This is a genomic window from Nocardia sp. XZ_19_385 (genome assembly GCF_015355755.1).
In the GTDB taxonomy this organism is placed as follows: Bacteria; Actinomycetota; Actinomycetes; order Mycobacteriales; family Mycobacteriaceae; genus Nocardia.
This window is the reverse complement of record NZ_JACVEE010000002.1, coordinates 1,184,308-1,201,328: the sequence shown is the minus strand read 5'-3', so window position 1 is coordinate 1,201,328 and position 17,021 is coordinate 1,184,308. Positions and strand designations below refer to the sequence as shown.

General features: G+C 66.6%; 13 protein-coding genes. All 13 read right to left on the bottom strand.

Annotation, left to right across the window (positions count from 1 at the left end):
- Nucleotides 1-76 precede the first annotated feature (76 nt).
- Nucleotides 77-1,096 carry an LLM class F420-dependent oxidoreductase gene (locus IBX22_RS18255; RefSeq protein WP_194816749.1) on the bottom strand — a complete coding sequence of 340 codons (1,020 nt, stop codon included), beginning with the start codon at nucleotides 1,094-1,096 and terminating at the stop codon, nucleotides 77-79.
- A gap of 146 nt (nucleotides 1,097-1,242) precedes the next feature.
- Nucleotides 1,243-2,223, bottom strand: coding sequence for a cutinase family protein (locus IBX22_RS18250; RefSeq protein WP_194816748.1), 981 nt, complete (start codon nucleotides 2,221-2,223; stop codon nucleotides 1,243-1,245).
- Nucleotides 2,220-2,738: a DUF732 domain-containing protein gene (locus tag IBX22_RS18245; protein ID WP_194816747.1), complete on the bottom strand. Its 519-nt coding sequence runs from the start codon at nucleotides 2,736-2,738 to the stop codon at nucleotides 2,220-2,222. Before IBX22_RS18245 ends, IBX22_RS18250 begins: the two co-directional genes overlap by 4 nt.
- A gap of 76 nt (nucleotides 2,739-2,814) precedes the next feature.
- Nucleotides 2,815-4,644, bottom strand: a complete 1,830-nt coding sequence (locus IBX22_RS18240) for an alpha/beta hydrolase-fold protein (RefSeq protein ID WP_228539134.1) — start codon at nucleotides 4,642-4,644, stop codon at nucleotides 2,815-2,817.
- A gap of 627 nt (nucleotides 4,645-5,271) precedes the next feature.
- On the bottom strand, nucleotides 5,272-6,306 hold the full coding sequence (locus tag IBX22_RS18235) for an alpha/beta hydrolase family protein (protein WP_194816745.1): 1,035 nt from the start codon (nucleotides 6,304-6,306) through the stop codon (nucleotides 5,272-5,274).
- A gap of 283 nt (nucleotides 6,307-6,589) precedes the next feature.
- Nucleotides 6,590-7,657: an alpha/beta hydrolase family protein gene (locus IBX22_RS18230; RefSeq protein WP_194816744.1), complete on the bottom strand. Its 1,068-nt coding sequence runs from the start codon at nucleotides 7,655-7,657 to the stop codon at nucleotides 6,590-6,592.
- A gap of 212 nt (nucleotides 7,658-7,869) precedes the next feature.
- Nucleotides 7,870-8,925, bottom strand: a complete 1,056-nt coding sequence (locus tag IBX22_RS18225; protein ID WP_194816743.1) for an alpha/beta hydrolase family protein — start codon at nucleotides 8,923-8,925, stop codon at nucleotides 7,870-7,872.
- Between the two features lie 247 nt (nucleotides 8,926-9,172).
- Nucleotides 9,173-11,071, bottom strand: coding sequence for a flagellar motor control protein ZomB (zomB, locus tag IBX22_RS18220; RefSeq protein ID WP_228539133.1), 1,899 nt, complete (start codon nucleotides 11,069-11,071; stop codon nucleotides 9,173-9,175).
- A gap of 4 nt (nucleotides 11,072-11,075) precedes the next feature.
- Nucleotides 11,076-12,008 carry a decaprenyl-phosphate phosphoribosyltransferase gene (locus IBX22_RS18215; RefSeq protein ID WP_194816742.1) on the bottom strand — a complete coding sequence of 311 codons (933 nt, stop codon included), beginning with the start codon at nucleotides 12,006-12,008 and terminating at the stop codon, nucleotides 11,076-11,078.
- 23 nt (nucleotides 12,009-12,031) lie between these two features.
- Complete coding sequence (locus IBX22_RS18210; RefSeq protein WP_194817774.1) at nucleotides 12,032-12,568, bottom strand: phosphatase PAP2 family protein; 537 nt, start codon at nucleotides 12,566-12,568, stop codon at nucleotides 12,032-12,034.
- Nucleotides 12,569-12,618: 50 nt separating this feature from the next.
- Nucleotides 12,619-14,550, bottom strand: a complete 1,932-nt coding sequence (locus IBX22_RS18205) for a glycosyltransferase (protein ID WP_194816741.1) — start codon at nucleotides 14,548-14,550, stop codon at nucleotides 12,619-12,621.
- Nucleotides 14,547-15,764, bottom strand: a complete 1,218-nt coding sequence (glf, locus tag IBX22_RS18200; protein WP_194816740.1) for a UDP-galactopyranose mutase — start codon at nucleotides 15,762-15,764, stop codon at nucleotides 14,547-14,549. Before glf ends, IBX22_RS18205 begins: the two co-directional genes overlap by 4 nt.
- Nucleotides 15,765-15,875: 111 nt before the next feature.
- Nucleotides 15,876-17,015 carry a hypothetical protein gene (locus tag IBX22_RS18195; protein ID WP_194816739.1) on the bottom strand — a complete coding sequence of 380 codons (1,140 nt, stop codon included), beginning with the start codon at nucleotides 17,013-17,015 and terminating at the stop codon, nucleotides 15,876-15,878.
- Between the last annotated feature and the right edge of the window lie 6 nt (nucleotides 17,016-17,021).

The following is a 17,021-nucleotide window of genomic DNA, read 5'->3' as shown; positions in this document are numbered from 1 at the left end:
TCTTGGTGTGGTCTGCGCGGTGACCACATACGGCTAGATGTACTCAAACCAGGGTTATGTTACAGAGGAGAGCCGCTCACTCGTCCCTCAGCAGGGGGATAACGCCAGCGAACGCGTCCATCTGGGTGGGGAAGACCCCGACGTACGACATCGACGTGAGTTGCCGCACACGCTTGATCTGCTCGGCGATTTCCTCGAACGATCCGATCGCCACATAGGGCGAGTTCAGGATCTCCTCGACAGACAGTTTGACGTCCACCTCCAGATCCGGATGCAGACCCCGTTCGATGGCGGTCAGCGCCATCTCCGCGGTCTTCTCCCGATCGTCGGTGATGACGATGGCCGTGATGGCCCAGTTCAATTCGATCTCGTTGAACCGATCTCCGGCGGCCTCCTTGATCAGCTGGACCTTCTCGATGGTCTTCTCCATCGTGATGCCCGAGAGCAGGCCCTTGCCCTGCTTGGTGGTGACCGGCACGACCGAAACGATGTCGGCGTGCTTGGCGGCCAGGCGCAACATCTTCGGTCCGCCGCCGCCGGTGCAGATCGGCGGGCGCGGGCCCTGCCGCGGACGCGGCGTGCCCTTGATGCCGTTGACCTGGTAGTACTTGCCTTCGAAGGTGCACTCCTGGCCGCGCAGCAGCACGTCCAGAATGGTCAGTGCCTCATCGAGTTTGGCCAAGCGGACGCCGGGGCTGTCGTAGACCAGGCCGGCGGCGAGGTACTCGTCCTGCTTCCAGCCCGCGCCCAGGCCCACCTCGAGGCGGCCCTTGGACAGCACGTCGATGGTGGCGAGGTCCTTGGCGAGCACCACGGGATGGCGGAAACCGTTGGCCAGCACCGAAGTTCCGAGGCGGATCTTCTCGGTGGCCTGGCTGAGCGCGCCCAGCGCGGCGATCGGGCCGATCTGATCACCCAGGTGGTCCGGGACGACGAAGGTGTCGTATCCGTACTCTTCGGCCTGCTGTGCCGTCTGAATGAACTTGCGGGCCCCACCTTCCTGCTTGTTCCCCTCGCCCGCCGCCGCGAAGCGGAACGGACGCAGCGGCGTACCGAGCGCGGTCAACTCACCGGCTGGTGCGGCAGCTTGTGTCATGAACTCTGGCTCCTGGCAGTTAGACGGCGTCTACGAACTTCAGCGCACTTTACAACGTGCTGACGGATCGCATTGCGAATGTCACAGCCGCACAGAGCGGGACACCACTATCGACCGCTCTGGACTGTGCATATTCACGATTGCCCTCACGAATGTGGCGGGTGCGGAGCGTTGTTCACCAACCCGGTAGCCCAGTTGACAGTCCACTGGGTCGCGGACGCCCCGGTGGCCGGATCGACGACGTAGCCGTTGTACAGACTGTGGATCGGATTGCCCGCGGCCCGCACCAGTGTCAGCACGCTCGGAATGAAGTTCGCCGGGTTCAGCGCCTGCTTGGGCGAATCGCAGATCATGTCGCCGGGCGCGCAGATGGTGAAGGTGCGCTCGGCGAGCTTGCCGAAGCCGGGCCGGGCGCCGGTCATCGTGATGCCCGGAACCTTGAGGCCCTTCAGCGCGACCTCCGCGCCGATGCCGGGCGGATCGGTACCGATCAAGGTCGCTTGACCCGGGCCGGGTTCGCGGCGGCCGTCGGCGATCAGCATGACGCCGAGCACGCGGTCGGCCGCGACCGGGCCCTTGCCCTCGCCGATCCGTGCCGCGACATCACCGGCGATCACCGCGCCCTGCGAGAACCCGGCGAGGACGTAGCTGGTCAGCGGGCATTCCTTCTGCCGCTGCACCATGAAATCGAGCGTGCGCTGCTCACCCTCGGCGCGGCTGAGGTTGTAGGAGCTCTGGCCGTCCGGCGGGAACGCCACGGGATTGGAGAACTGCGCGACGTAAGGGACGGTGTAGACGTCGAGTCGACTGCTCGGGAACTGCTCCTGCATCGGCTTGGAGATGTTGAGCATCAACGAGATCGGATTCGCCGTCGGGTTGTACGGGTCGTCGTTGCTGTTGGATTCCCAGGTGCCCGGAATCGAAATGAACTGCACGTCCGGGCAGCTCTCCGGTTGCGACGTCGGCGGTTCCTCCGGGCCCGGGGTAGGGCCCGGCGGCTTCCACCAGCCGGCGGCGATCGACCAGATCAGCAGGACGATCGCCACCAGCAGGGCGACGACCGCGAGGAAGATCAGGCACCCCGCCGGTCGGGACCGGCGGGTGCTGGAACCGCGGCGCGCGTTCACTGGCAGTACGTCGACTTAGCCGTGTTGATGTACTTCTTGCCCGCGTCCTCGACCGACATCTTGTTCGAATCGAAGGACGGATCGGACCCGGCCATCGCGTTCACGAAGGTGGTCATGTCGGCCTCGGTCGCACCGGCGGCGACGCCCTGGCAGACGTAGCTGCCGATGCTCAGCGCGATGTCCGGGCTGGACGGCACGATGCCCTCCGCCTTGAGCCCGTCCAGGTACTTCTTGTCCTTGTCGGACAGCTTCGAGGTGTCGGCCGGGGCGGCGGACTCGGTGGGCACCGGCTGCGGGCGCTCCAGCTCGGTGCTCGGGGCCGGCGCCGCGCTGCTGGTCTCGGTGCTCGACGGGGCTTCCGACGGCGCGGCCGAGGACGGCGCGGCGGCGGCCGACGTGGTGGTCAGTGTCGGCGTGCTCGACGCGGTCGAGTCGTTGCCGCCGCAGGCGGCGAGCAGGCCGGAGGCGGCGATGGCCACGGCGACGCCGATAACCTTTCCACGGGTCCGATGCATGAATTCGTATCCTCGATCTGTTCGCTTACGGGCTGGGTCGCCAACCAGGCTAGCGGGCGGCGCAAGCGGCCGCCCTTCACAGACCTTGAATTTCGGCCTTCCCGTTCTTGACGACAATGCGCCCGAGCTGGAAGTTCTGCTGCACACCGCCCGGAATCTCGACCTCGTCACCGGTCGGGAAGCCCAGCCGCCCGTTCTCGAAGCCGGCCGAGCGCCAGGCCTCGAACACCGGACCGGTGCGCACCGCCCACGCGCCCGAGAGCGGGCTCCAATAGATATAGCCACCCTCGAACCGGCTGTAGCGGCCGAAATCCTTGATCGGCTGCTCCTCGCTCGCCGGGAAACCCAGCCAGCCGTTCTCGTAACCCATCAGCTTGTACTTGTCGAGGATCTGACCCTGCACCCGGAACACCCCGGTCTTCGGGCTGTAGTAGATCGGGCCGCCCTCGAAGGCCTGCACCGCGCCGTCGCGACTCGGCGTCTTCTCTTCCGGCGCAAGGGGATACCCGGCCGGGCCGCGTTCGTAGCCCTGCTTGGCCCACTCGCTCAGGATCGCGCCGCGCACCATCTGCGCGCCGGTCTGCGGGGTCCAGTACAGCGAGCCGTGCTCGAAATCCTGAACCCGGCCGCGGCCGTCGGGCAGGCCCCGTTCCCCGCCGATGGGCAGGCCGAGCGGGCCCGTGGGACCGTTCGCCGCCTGGTAGCCGCCGCCGATCATGCCGCCCACCGCATGCGTGCCCGCGGCCGAGTTGAACACCCGTCCGCCCTGGAAGTCCTGGGCGGTACCACCGGGCACCTGGTACTCGGCGGTGCTGCAGTTGCCGAGCCAGGGTGCGGCCTGGATCATGTGCGCCATCGCGCCGGCGGGCTTGCAGTCGATCGTGCCCGCGTCCACCCCGAGCGCGGCGGCGGCCTGCTGCCAGGACTGCCGCAACTCGAAATCCCAGTACGCCCACGAATGTGTGCCGGAGGGACGGTAATTCACCTGCGCCGGGATCTGCAGCTTGCCCAGTTTGGTGACGAAGTTCTGCGAGGTGAGCCGAGACAGGATCTCCAGGCCCATGCCCGAGTAGTTCGTGCTCACGCCCGGGATGCCGCCGGGCTGGTCGAACGGGCCGGCGCTGCCCGAGCCACTGGAGATGTAGAGACTGGTGCCCTTCAGCTTGTCCGCCAGGGCGTACGGGTCGTGGTTCTCCCACTCGTCACTGGTCGGCGGGCCCCACATGGCGTTGGCGTCGAATCCGCCCGCGTCGCGCAGCGCGTACATGATCGCCTGCGGCATACCGAGCGTCGTCGTGGTCAGGAAGCCCGAATAGGACGCCGCGTATTTCGCGAAACCGGGATTGCGGCCGGACAGGAACATCGCGGCGGTGCCGCCCATGGACAGGCCCGCCAGACCGCGCACATCCGTCGCGCGCCACTCCTGCTCCAGCAGCGGCGGCAGCTCCTTGGTCAGGAAGGTCTCCCACTTGTAGTTCTTGCCGTTGTTCGGGGCCACCCAGTCCGAGTAGAAGCTGGACTGGCCGCCGATCGGCAACACCACGGTGACGTTCTTGTCGGCGAAGAACTCCTCCGCGTTCGCGTCCTTGGTCCAGCCGCTCTCGTCGTCGGTGGCGCGCAAGCCGTCGAGCAGGTAGAGCGTCGGGAACTTGGCGCCCGGCTTGGTGTTCCAATCGCGGGGCAACAGGAGTTGCACCTGGATCGGGGTGGCCATGGCTGCGGATTCGACCCACACCGCGACGCGGCGGTCGCCGAGCCAGACCGTTTTCTGGACGCGGGGGTTGCCGGGGTGCGGTGCGGCGGCAGGCACGGGGGCCGGAGCGGGCGCGGGGGCGGGCGCGAGGGCCGGAGCCGCGGGGGCTGGGGCGGGAGCAGCGGGGGCTGGGGCGGGAGCAGCAGGTTCCAGCGGGAGTCCGGCCGCGGGATTGGGCTCGGCCGCGGCGGGAGCGGGGGCCGGAGCGGGGGCCGGGGCCGCGGGCACAACGGGCCCGTAAACCGGAGCCTGTGCGGGAGTGGGTGCGAGTTCCGGCGCCGGAGCGGCAGCTTCGGACGGCGGGGGAACTGGTTGCGGCGCGGGAGCGGCTTCGGGGGCCGCGGCGGCTTCCGGGGCGGGCGCCGCGGCTGGAGCGGGCGCGGGGGCCGGTTCCGGATTCGGTGGCGGCGCGGGCTGAGCATCGGGCGCGAGCGGCGGCGGCGGTATCGGCGCCGGCTCGAAGACAACGGGATCAGCTCCCGCGGGCGCCGCGGCTGGTGCGATGCCGGCTGCCAGCGGTATGACCAGCGCCGTCGCGATCAGCGCCAGACGACCGCGTCCCGCACGACCATCACGTCGACCGATTCGCCTCCATCTGCTACCGCTCTCAGCCCCTGTCATAGGTGTTTTGTACCCCGGACCAGATCGAGAACCGGGGAGGACGCGCTGATAGCGAGCCCCTATATCCAGATGTGTCCTGCCCCAAACAAACGACGCCGCCGCTTCTTTACGAAGCGGCGGCGTCGTCGGTTCAGGTGCGGTTAGCCCGTCACCCCGGGATCACCAGGCGCCGGTGGCGTCCAGAATTCCCTTGCGGGAGTTGAAGAGCTGGCCTTCCCAGTACTTCCAGGAGTGCGTGCCACTGGCCGGGAAGTCGAAGAACGCCGGGATGTTCAGCGTCTTCAGACGGGCCTGGAACGCGCGGGTGTTCACCAGCGAGAGAGCTTCCAGCGCCATCGCGTTGCCGGTGTTGTAGAGACCGACCGCGCCGGCCGGCTTGTCGAACTGGCCGGGCAGACCGCTCGCCGCCGAGATGTACATCGGCAGACCCTTCAGCTGCGGGGCGAACACGAACGGGTCCATCCGCAGCCAGGCCGGGCTCCACGGAGCGGCCATCGAGTCGACGTTGTAGCGGCCCGCGTCGAGCATCGCGATGCGGATCGCCTCACGCATACCCGGCGCGGAGATGTTCAGGTAGCCGGAGTAGGAGGCGGCGTACTTGAACTGATCGCGGTGGTAGGCGGCCAGGGCCAGGGCGGCGGAGCCACCCATGGACAGACCGGCGACCGCGTTGTTGGTCTTGGAAACGCCGTAGTTGGCCAGGAAGTTGGGCAGTTCCTTGGATAGGAACGTCTCCCACTTGTAGGTGGTCTTCTGGCCGTTGGTGTTACTCGGAGAGACCCAGTCGGTGTAGAAGCTGGACTCGCCACCCACCGGCATCACCAAGGTGATGTTGTCGTTCTTGAACTGCTCCAACGCATTGGTCTCGAAGGACCAGGCGTTGCGATCACCGCGAGCACGCAGGCCATCGAGCAGGTACAGCGCGGCGCTGCCGCCACGCGCGGCCCACTGGACCTGCACCTTGATCGGGCCCATGGCCGAGGGAACCATCAGGTCCTCGAAGCCACCGGCCGGCGCACGCAGCGCCGGCGCCTGGATGGGCGCGGCAACAGCGGTCGGAGCGGCCACACCAGCGGCGATCGGCAGCGCCAACGTGGCGGCGCCGACGGCCAGAATTCGATTACGCCAACCGCGAGGTTCGCTGTGCCGGCCCGGCTGAGTACTCTTCGGCGCGGCGGCCCTGCCGAAACGCATGAATTCTGCTCTCTTTCTGCTGTTGTGGCATCACTCGAGACGCACGCCACATTCGTGCCCGGAGCCCGACCTCTCGGCACAACGGCGGCGCTACAACGATCTGGTCACACACTTGCACTCGAAGAGCACAAACTGTGATCGTGCGGTGACGATACCGCGTCGGCGACGTGATGTCGTCCCCTGGGCCGGATTTTGTTATGCCGGGCCGGATTTCGCAAAGAAAGCGCACCGCCCGGCACACATGTGCCGGGCGGTGCTATCCGATCTTGCTATGGCCGTACGGTCAGCCGATATTCGCCGAGAGGTCCGGCACCATCCGCGCCGCTTCCTCGATCCAGTTGTGCCAGTTATGGATACCGACCGGCGGGAACGAATACACGGCGTTGCCGCCACCCAGAGTGTCCATACGCACCTGAAACGCCTTGGTATTGATGTAGGCGAGCCACTCCAGCGGCATGCCCTGGATGACGTCCATCGCCGTCCGGATATCGCCGTCCATCGGCCATCCGCTGCCCGCCGCGATCCACAACCGGGTGCCGTTGTGAACCAGGTTGGGCGCGAACACGAATGGGTCCATCCGCAGCCAGCTGGGGCCCCAGGGCGGGGCCATCGAATCCACGTTGTACCCACCCGCGTCGATCATTCCGACCCGGATCGCCTCACGCATGCCGGGAGCGGAAATGTTGAGGAAGCCCGACATCGCACCGGCGAAACTGAATTGGTCCGGGTGATAGGCGGCCAGTGTCAGGGCCGCGGAACCGCCCATGGACAGACCGAAGACACCATTGCGATAAGGGTTGAACCCCAGCCGCTCGCTCAGCGCGTTGCGCAGATCGCGGGTGAGGAAGGTTTCCCAGTCGTACCGATAGCTCTTACCTGGACCACCGGAAATGACGTTGAAGCCACCCGATCCGGAGTCCGAGCTGCCCGTGGGCGGCTGGCCGAAGAACGAGCTCGGCGCGTTCCAGTCGGCGTAGAAGCTGGACATGCCGCCGACCGGCATGACCACGTTGATATTCCAATCCGCGAGTATCGCCGGAACGCTGGTTTCGATTTCCCAGCCGCTCAGAGTTTCCGGCGCGCGCATACCGTCGAGGGCGTAGACGACGCGATGGGTGTTGCCGTCGCGGGCGCGCAGGATGCGCGATTTGATCGGGCCCATCACCGGGGAGTCCACCCAGAAGTCGAAAGCCCCCGGGTCCAAGCCGGCTCGCGCGACCGGGGTACTGATGGTGGCGACCGCTCCCAGCGGGACCAGCAGCGCGGCAACTAATGCCAGAACCACGGGCTCGAGCCGGGTGCCCGAGGTTGCTGAACTACTCGGCCTCCGTATCCAGCGGGCAATTCGCATTCGACTCGACCTCTCATTTCAGACGATCAGCCAGCAAATCTGAGTAGCTCAAAGCCAAGATGAGTACATGTTGCTGGAAGTTGACCCCCGCTACAAGCACCGTGCGTTTATGGCCCTTGCGATTCGTTGCCGACGGTGTGGCGGATGTGCCCGAAATGAAAAAACCGCCCGGTGCGCGAACGCACCGGGCGGTTGGTGAAGCTGCGGCCGACTCAGCCGATGTGGGCCGACATATCCGGGATCATCCGGTTGGCCTCGGCCTCCCAGTTGGCCCAGTTGTGGATACCGGCGGACGGGAAGCTGTAGACCACGTTCTGGTAGCCCAGCGTCGCCATGCGCACCTGGAAGGCGCGAGTGTTGACCAGCGCCAGCGCTTCCAGCGGCATGCCCTGGATGACGTCCATCGGGTTGTTGATGTCGCCGGCCTGCGGCAGCGCGCTGCCCGCGGCCACCCACAGGCGAGTGTTGTTGTTGCGCAGCTGCGGCGCGAACACGAACGGGTCCATCCGCAGCCAAGCCGGGCCCCACGGCGGCGCCATCGCGTCGATGTTGTAGCCGCCGGCGCTGATCATGGCGACGCGCAGCGCCTCACGCATGCCGGGCGCGGAGATGTTCAGGTAGCCGGAGTACGAACCGGCGTAATTGAACTGGTCCGGGTGGTAGGCGGCCAGGGTCAGCGCCGCGGAACCACCCATGGACAGACCGAACACGCCGTTGCGCACCGGGCTGAAGCCCAGGCGGTCACGCAGCGCGTTCTTCAGGTTCTGGGTGAGGAAGGTTTCCCACTTGTAGGTGTTGGCCTTGCCGAGCGTCTCCTGCCAGCCCGACGAGCCGGTCATCGAGGAACCCGAGGAGGAACCGGACGGGCCGGAGCCGGTGGCGATGCCCATGAAGGTGCTCGGGCCGTTCCAGTCCGCGTAGAAGCTGGACGGGCCGCCGACCGGCATCACGACGTTGATATTGGCGTTGGCCAGGGCGGCGGGAATGTTGGTCTCGATTTCCCAGCCGCTGAGGTCGCCGCGGGCGCGCATGCCGTCGAGCACGTAGGCCACGCGGTTGGTGTTGCCGTCCGCGGCCCGGATGACGCGCGACTTGATCGGGCCCATGCTGGAATCGACCCAGAAGTCGAAGGCCGCGGGATTGAACGCGGCCTGCGCGGCCGGGGCGCCGGCGGCGACGGAGGCGCCGAGTGGCAGCACCACTGCCAGCGAAACCAGCACCGACTTCTTCAGCCAAGAACCGGCACGCCGGACTCTGAGAGGTCGCATATCTCTGTGGGGCCTTTCCCTCATCGCGACCGGGTTTCGGCCGCCTTCGACGATCAGCCCCGCCGGAATCTGCCCACGCAGAGTGGACGCCCCCGACGGGCGCACTTTCACCGAGCGTATCGCTACATCGATGCCCTGGTGTTATCAAACCGATATGACTGAGGCGCACGCCACGTTTATCGGCCTTTGTGATGTGCTCCAATTCTTCGCGAAACCGGTGCGAAGAAATGGGCCCACCAGCGAATCACTAGCGCGGCGGATCCGGATAGGGATTCACCAATCCACAACGCTCGATCTCATACTTCGGCACCCGATCCATCCGATATTTGGCGAAGGTCAGCGAGTGCAGCAGGTTGTGCTTGAACCGGTTCCAGGTGAGCGGATCCCGGTAGGAGATGAGCAGCGCCTCGGTCGCCGGGCAGGACATCGCGGTGCGCGCCTGCGCGGTCCACTTGTCGTCCATGAACCACGGCATCCACGGCTTCACATCGACCATGCCGGACTCGACGATCACCCAGTCCGGGTAGAGGCTCTTGTCGTGGCCGATGCGGCCGTCGACGAGCCGTTCGGTGTGCGCGGCCAGCGGATAGGCCAGGCCCATCGGATCGATGACGCGCACGTCCAGCGGGACGTTCATGCTCGTCATACCCAGGTTCAGGAAGTACACCGTGTGCCCGGCGCCACCCTCGGGAATCGGCAGCGGCGGCGGCGCGACGTACCAGAACATGAACGACGGCGAGTTCAGCAGCACGCCGCCGTTAGGGCTGGCGGCGATGTCGTCGACCATGGCCCGGATCCGCGGGTAGTCGAGGTAGTCCTCGGCGCGGATCGGATGGTCGTGGCCGGTGTTGAGCACGTAGTAGATGCGCTCGTCGACGATGCCGGAGGGCCGGATGACGGTGCCGGTCGTGATCGCGGTGGTGCTGGCGGCGAACAAGGCCCAGCCCATCGTGCCGACCCACGCGACCAGGATGCCGGCCAGCGCCCAGCTCACCCGGCGCCCACGTTCGGGCAGTTCGAGCGGGATGACAGCGACCGGCAACAGCAGCAGGAACAACTGCGGCAGCAGCATGCGCCCGTGCATGAAGTCGCCGCCGACGCGCAGGGCGTAGACGGTGAGCAGCAGCCCCGCCGTGATCACAATGGTCACCACCGCGCCGGGCGAGCGCAGCCATTCCCGGACCCGCTGCACGGTCCAGCGCTGCCGCTCGCCGTGCGTGCGACGGGCACGAGCGGCGAGCACGCCGACGACGAGCAGCACCAGCACCGGGATGAGCAGGTAGTACGGACCGGCGAAATCCCAGAGGTAGGTGAACCCCTGGCTCCACTTCGCTCCGCCCGCGTCCTTGGCGACGGCGGTGTTCGGATAGGGCAGGCCGTAGTAGCCCATCCGCCAGATCTGGTAGCCCAGCGGCACCAGCCCGGCGACGGCAACGATGAAGCCGCGCACGATGATCGGGCGCAACCGCGACTCCGGCATCGGCGCCAGGAAGATCATCATCAGCGCCAGCGCGCCGACGAGGGTCATCTCCGGGCGGATCAGCGGCGCCAGCCCGGCGAGGAACACCAAGCCGAACAGCTCGGGCATGCGCACGCGGTCGGCCTGCGCCCAGCGCATCATCATCCACCAGAGCAAACCGATCCAGCAGATGACCAGGCCGCTCTCCAGACCGGAGGTGGCGTAGTCCCGAGCCGGCGGCAGTGCGACGTAGACCAGCACACCGGCGGGCAGCAGCAGCGCCGACTTGGTGCCGCCCCACAACCGCGCCGACCCGAGCATGGCGAAGATGACGGCCAGCACCGACATCGTCAGCGCGATGCCGAGCACCACGTACTCCAGCCGCGCCTGGGTGACCCAGCTGAAGAACCACACCAGGTAGGTCCAGGCCGTACTGGTGTTGGCTTCCACGCGTTCGCCCGCGTTGAACACCGGGCCGTTGCCCGCGAGCAGGTTCCGGATGGTGCGCAGCACGATCAGGCCGTCGTCGGCGATCCAGCGCCGATTCCAGCCGCCGACCGCGAAAAGCACGGCGGTGAGCACGATCCCACCGACGAAGGTGGCGCGGGATAGCACAGGGAACCGCGAGGCGGAGCGCTCTTCACGCTCCGCCTCGTCTCCGATCCGATCCACTTCCGCGACCAGCATCTCGTCAGGTGAGATAGACAGCGACACCTACCGCTCCGATCAAAGCGATTGCGAGGAGCTGGAGGACACGGTCCCCCAGCGCGATCTCTTCGGGTTCACCAGCCGCGCCGCCATCGACGTCGACCGCATAGCGCAGGACTGCCATGGTGCACGGCACCATCGAAATCGCGTACCAGATGGTGTCGTTCTTTTCGCCCTGCTGGAACGCCCACAGACCATAGAAGATCACCAGGGCAGTCGCCGAGAGGGTCCAGACGAAGCGCAGATAAGTGGGGGTGTAGTACTCCAGCGACTTGCGGATCTTGGCGCCGGTGCTCAGCGCGATCTGCAGTTCGGCGTAGCGCTTGCCCGCCGCCATGAACAGCGAACCGAACGCCATCACCAGCAGGAACCACTGCGACAGATCGATGCCCGCCGCCGCGCCGCCGGCCACCGCGCGCAGCAGGAAGCCCGAGGAAACGATGCAGATGTCCAGCACCGCTTGATGCTTGAGCCCGAAGCAGTAGGCCAGCTGGATGCCGATGTACACCGACATCACGATGGCCAGATGCCAGGACGCCACGAACGAGATCAGGATCGATCCGATCAGCAGCACCAGCGCCAGCGCGTAGGCCAGGTTCACCGGCACCACACCGGCGGCGATCGGGCGGTACCGCTTGGTCGGGTGCGCGCGGTCGGCGTCGACATCCATCGAGTCGTTGACCAGATAGATGCCCGAGGCGGCCATACAGAACACCACGAACGCGATCGCGACGCTGCCGAGCACGCCGAGATCGCCGACCACATCGGGGCCGGCGGCCAGCGGCGCGGCCAGCACCAGCACGTTCTTCACCCACTGGCGCGGGCGCATCGCCTTGATCACCCCGCCGGCCAATGTCTTCGGCGGACCCTTGACGACCGCTTCGGCTAGGTCCGTGCTGGTCGGCTCTTCGCTCATCTCAGTCTTTTCCTTGGCGGTGGTCACGACTTATCGAGTCTCTTTTCGGCGGCAAGCACTACAGCGGCGGACGCGGCACCGAGCGCGGATCCGGCGAGCACATCGGAGGGATAGTGCACTCCGAGAACGACCCGGGAGAGCAACATCGGCGGTACGAGCACCGCAGGCAAGGGTAGCCCGGTGAGCCTGCCGAGCAACACGGCAGCCGCCGTGGTGGAGGTGGCATGCGAGGACGGGAAGCTCAGCTTGCTCGGCGTCCCCACGTTGACCTGCACCGACGGATGATTCGGGCGGGGCCTGCGGATTACGCGCTTGATCACGATGGAGGCGGCGTGCGCGCCGACCGCGCCGACCGCGACCCCGGCCCACTGCCGGCGGCGGGGCTTGTCGACCAGCCAGCCGGCCGCGGCGATGCCGACCCAGCCGAGCGCGTGCTCACCGAAGTGCGACATACCGCGGGCGGCGGAAACCACTGCCGGGTTGGCGCCGATGGTCGACTGCACGGCGTTGAGGATCGCGACCTCGGGCGGGCGGTTCTCCTCGACAGATCGATCCTCCAGGCGAAATTCTTCTGGCAGTTCGTCTTCGGCGAAGCTCCCTGGCACGGCGTTCACTTCTGATCGCTCCCCTTCTCGATACCGAAGGCCTTTTCCCACGCGGCGGTGCTGGTGAGTTCCGGATGCGCGGCACGATAGCGCTTCTGCATTTCCGGGAACCGGGCGGCCAGTTCCTTGCGCAGGCGCAGGGCCTCCTTGAACAGGCCGAGCGCCTGGCGCGGATCCCGCTTGCGGTAGACCACGCCGCGGCCGTCGGCGGTCGTGACGGTGACGCCGTCGACCTGGGACAGCAGGAACCAGCGCGCGTCCAGCGTGGGCACGTTCAACTGCGGGGTCTGGTGGTGTTCGGTGTGCGCGGGCTTGACGTTGTGCACCACGCCCTTGGCCAGGCGGACCACCTTGGCGATCGGGTTGGCCGGTTCCCCGACCGCGCCGACGCCGAGATGGCTGGCCAGCGGCAGTTCGGTGGAGGACGGGAGGATCACCGCGTCCGGGAACTGCTTGCGCAGCTCGTGCACCGCGCCCAGCGCGCTCGGCAGCAACTGGAACAGCCGCTCCGGGCCCGCCAAGAAGTCCTTGATCGCCAGGTTCTGGATCGCGACCGTCGAATATTCCAGGCACAGCAGGTGCTTCAGCGTCGCCTTGACCGTGTTGACGACCATCCCGCGGCCGTTGCCGGCCATCTGCAACGAGGCCACCACCAGACGGTTGCGCAGATGGAAGTACGCCTGCCAGTCGATGGCGTCGTCCTTGTCGCTCCACGCCATATGCCACACCGCCGCACCGGGCAGCGTGACCGTCGGGTAACCGTGATCCCGTGCGCGCAAGCCGTATTCGACGTCGTCCCACTTCAGGAACAGCGGCAGCGGCTGCCCGATCTCCTCGGCCACCCGGCGCGGGATGACGCAGGTCCACCAGCCGTTGAAGTCGACGTCGATGCGCCGGTGCAGCAGCTTCGAGTTGTCGCGATCCTTGAGCGGATACTTCGAGAAGTCGTGGTCGTACTCGACATTCGGCGCCGAGGACCACATGAAGACGCCGCGATCGACGACCTCGCCCATGGAGTGCAGGTGCGAACGCTCCTGCAGGTTCAGCATCTGCCCGCCGACCAGCATCGGGGACTTGGCGAACCGGGAGAAGGCCAGCGCGCGCAGGATCGAATCCGGTTCGATCTCGATGTCGTCGTCCATGTAGACGATGTACTCGGCGTCGGAGTGCTTCAGCGCCTCGTACATGACCCGGCTGTAGCCGCCGGAACCGCCGAGGTTGGGCTGGTCGCGGATGACCAGCCGATCACCCAGGGTCGCGGCCGCTTCGGTGAAACCGGGCTCGTCGACCACCTTGCGGTTGCCCTGATCGGCCACGATGACCTTGGCGACGTGCTCCAGCACCAGCGGGTCCGAGCCCAGGGCGGCAAGGGTTTTCACCAGATCGGTGGGCCGGTTGAAGGTCGGCATGCCGCAGGCGATGGTGCCCGCGCCGGGCGCTTCGACCGGGGCGTACCAGCCGCCGGACAGCAGCGTGACCGCCGTGTCGGTGGTGATGTCGAACCAGAGCCAGCCGCCGTCCTCGAACGGATTCAGTTCGGCCTCGAACTCGACGGTGGTGGAATCGGCGCCCGGAGCGACCGCGAACTCGTTGCCCTGCACATGGATTCGCGAACCGTCCGCCTTGGAGCGGTACAGGTCGACGCGGCCGTGCCCGGCCAGTTCCAGCCGCAGCACCACCGATTTCAGGATGCTCCAGCGCCGCCAGTAGCTGGCGGGCAGCGCGTTGAAGTAGGTGCAGAAGGAAACCTCGGACTCCGCGCCGATGGAGAGCTCGGTGCGGGTGGAGGCGTGCGCGCGGCGCGCGTTGGTGGTGGATTCCTCCAGGTAGAGGGTGCGCACATCGAGCGGCTCGCCCGGGCGCGGCAGGATGATGCGCTGCAGCAGGGAGATCGCGCGGGTCTCGGTCACTTCGTCGACCATAGAAGGAGAGCTCATGCGTTGTCCTCCAGCGCCGCGCCGGACTCCAGATGCGGGCGCAGCACGTTGTCGAACATGTTGAGCGCCGAGCCGATCGCCATGTGCATGTCCAGGTACTGGTAGGTGCCCAGGCGGCCACCGAAAAGCACCTTCTGCGAAGCGGTTTCGGCCTTCGCGCGCTCGCGGTAGGCGAGCAGCTTGGCGCGGTCCTCGGGGGTGTTGATCGGGTAGTACGGCTCGTCGCCGGTCTGCGCGAAACGGGAGTACTCGCGCATGATTACCGTCTTGTCCTGCGGGTAGTCGCGCTCCGGATGGAAGTGGCGCGGCTCGATGATGCGGGTGTACGGCACGTCGGCGTCGTTGTAGTTCATCACCGAGGTGCCCTGGTAGTCACCGGTTTCCAGCACTTCGGTCTCGAAATCGATGGTACGCCAGCCCAGTTCGCCTTCGGCGTAGTCGAAGTAGCGGTCCAGCGGACCGGTGTAGACGACGGGTGCGTCCGGGTTCTGGGCGCGCAGCTCGTCGCGCACGTCGAACCAGTCGGTGTTCACGCGCACCTCGATCAGGTCGGAGGCGGCCATGTTCGACAGCCACTTCGTGTAGCCCTCCTTCGGAAGGCCCTCGTAGGTGTCGTTGAAGTAGCGGTTGTTGAAGTTGTAGCGGACCGGCAGGCGGGTGATGTTGCCTGCGGGCAGCTCCTTCGGGTCGGTCTGCCACTGCTTGGCGGTGTAGTCGCGCACGAACGCCTCGTAGAGCGGGCGGCCGATCAGCGAGATGGCCTTTTCCTCGAGGTTCTGCGCGTCCTTGGTTTCCACCTCGGCGGCCTGCTCGGCGATCAGCTTCTTGGCTTCTTCCGGGGAGAAGTAGCGGCCGAAGAACTGGGAGATCAGGCCCAGGCCCATCGGGAACTGGTAGGCCTGCCCCTTGTGCATCGCGAAGACGCGGTGGTTGTAGTCGGTGAACTCGGTGAACTGCTGGATGTAGTCCCAGACCCGCTTGTTCGAGGTGTGGAACAGGTGCGCGCCGTAGACGTGCACCTCGATCCCGGTTTCCGGTTCCGGCTCCGAATAGGCGTTGCCGCCCAGGTGGTGGCGGCGATCGAGGACCAGCACGCGTTTGCCGAGTTGGGTGGCTGCGCGTTCGGCGATGGTCAGGCCGAAGAAGCCTGAACCGACGACGATCAGGTCGAAAGCGGAGTTTGCGGAGTTACCGGGGGACGATGCGACGGTCACGGGAGCCCAGAGTATCGGAAGTACGCAACCCGGCTGGGTGCAGTCAGCGCGGGCACGACTTCGCAGCCGATTTCCTGGGGAAATACAGCCGTTTGTGCGGGCCTTCCGCGATCAGAAGTAGCTGAGAACCTCGGCGTCGAACTCGTCCGACGACGGCGCCGCACTCGGCGGCCGATAGCCGGCGGCCCGCACATGCTGCAGAAACGCCTCGGGGACCGGAAAGCGGTGCTTGCTCAGGTAGTGGATCGAATCAACCCGCCAGATCCACTGCCCATCCGAATGCAACGAAGACGCACTCGAGATCTGCGTAGCGGGATCGAACACGTCCGCCACCACGTCGAGCACATCGAAAACCCCCGGCGCCGAACGCATGTACTCCAGCACCGCATCCCAATCCGGCAGCTGCTGCCCCGCACTCTGCTCCCGCAGCGACGGCAAATGCGGCTTGCTCGAATACATCTCGCGATACATCCCCACCGGCTGCAGTGTGAACTTTTGCGGAACACTCCCCGGCGCCCCGTACTGCGGTTGATTCGGCTGGCCGAATGCGGCTGGCTGGGCATACGCAGGCGGCTGACCATACGGGCCAGGCTGAGCGTAGGGCGCAGCGTGGCCAACCGGGACAGGCTGGTCATACGGTGCGGGTTGTCCAAACGGTGCGGGTTGTCCGTAAGGAGTGGTCTGGCCGTAAGGATCCGGCTGACCGAGCGGAGGCTGGCCATATCCTGCCGGCTGACCATATCCGGCAGGCTGGCCAAAGCCTGCGGGCTGGCCAAAGCCTGCGGGCTGCCCGTAAGGGTCATGGCCATAAGGCATTTGGCCAAACGGCGGCTGACCATACCCAGCAGCCCCGTGCTGACCACCGGCGATCCAGCGCGCTGTCGACGGTGCAATAGTGCAACCGAAGACAGCGCCCCAAAGCAAGAGTCCGATCGCGGCCGCCGGCCCGGCAATGACCGTCCCGACCAAGCCGAGGGCGACACCGAGTCCGGAAATCCCGAGCACGATCATCCGGCCCGCCTGTTTGCGCTGAAACAGCATCACCGCACCGGTCAGCGTGAACACCGCGACGCATCCGAGGACCAAGCCGATAACCGACGCGCTCGGCCCGCCGCCGCCGACCAGAGCGCCGACAGATGCGACCACACCGAGTACGCCCCAGAGGGATGCCAGCACCCCAGCGGTAATCGCCGTAGCCCCGCTGACCGGCTGCGAATACCCGTATCCCCCTGGGCCATACGGATAAGTCATCGATAC

Coding starts and splice junctions, on each gene's coding strand:
- IBX22_RS18225 (WP_194816743.1), bottom strand. CDS start 8,925: ATGCGACCTCTCAGAGTCCGGCGTGCCGGTTCTTGGCTGAAGAAGTCG.
- IBX22_RS18195 (WP_194816739.1), bottom strand. CDS start 17,015: ATGACTTATCCGTATGGCCCAGGGGGATACGGGTATTCGCAGCCGGTC.
- IBX22_RS18205 (WP_194816741.1), bottom strand. CDS start 14,550: ATGAGCTCTCCTTCTATGGTCGACGAAGTGACCGAGACCCGCGCGATC.
- IBX22_RS18245 (WP_194816747.1), bottom strand. CDS start 2,738: ATGCATCGGACCCGTGGAAAGGTTATCGGCGTCGCCGTGGCCATCGCC.
- zomB (WP_228539133.1), bottom strand. CDS start 11,071: ATGCTGGTCGCGGAAGTGGATCGGATCGGAGACGAGGCGGAGCGTGAA.
- IBX22_RS18215 (WP_194816742.1), bottom strand. CDS start 12,008: ATGAGCGAAGAGCCGACCAGCACGGACCTAGCCGAAGCGGTCGTCAAG.
- IBX22_RS18255 (WP_194816749.1), bottom strand. CDS start 1,096: ATGACACAAGCTGCCGCACCAGCCGGTGAGTTGACCGCGCTCGGTACG.
- IBX22_RS18235 (WP_194816745.1), bottom strand. CDS start 6,306: ATGCGTTTCGGCAGGGCCGCCGCGCCGAAGAGTACTCAGCCGGGCCGG.
- IBX22_RS18230 (WP_194816744.1), bottom strand. CDS start 7,657: ATGCGAATTGCCCGCTGGATACGGAGGCCGAGTAGTTCAGCAACCTCG.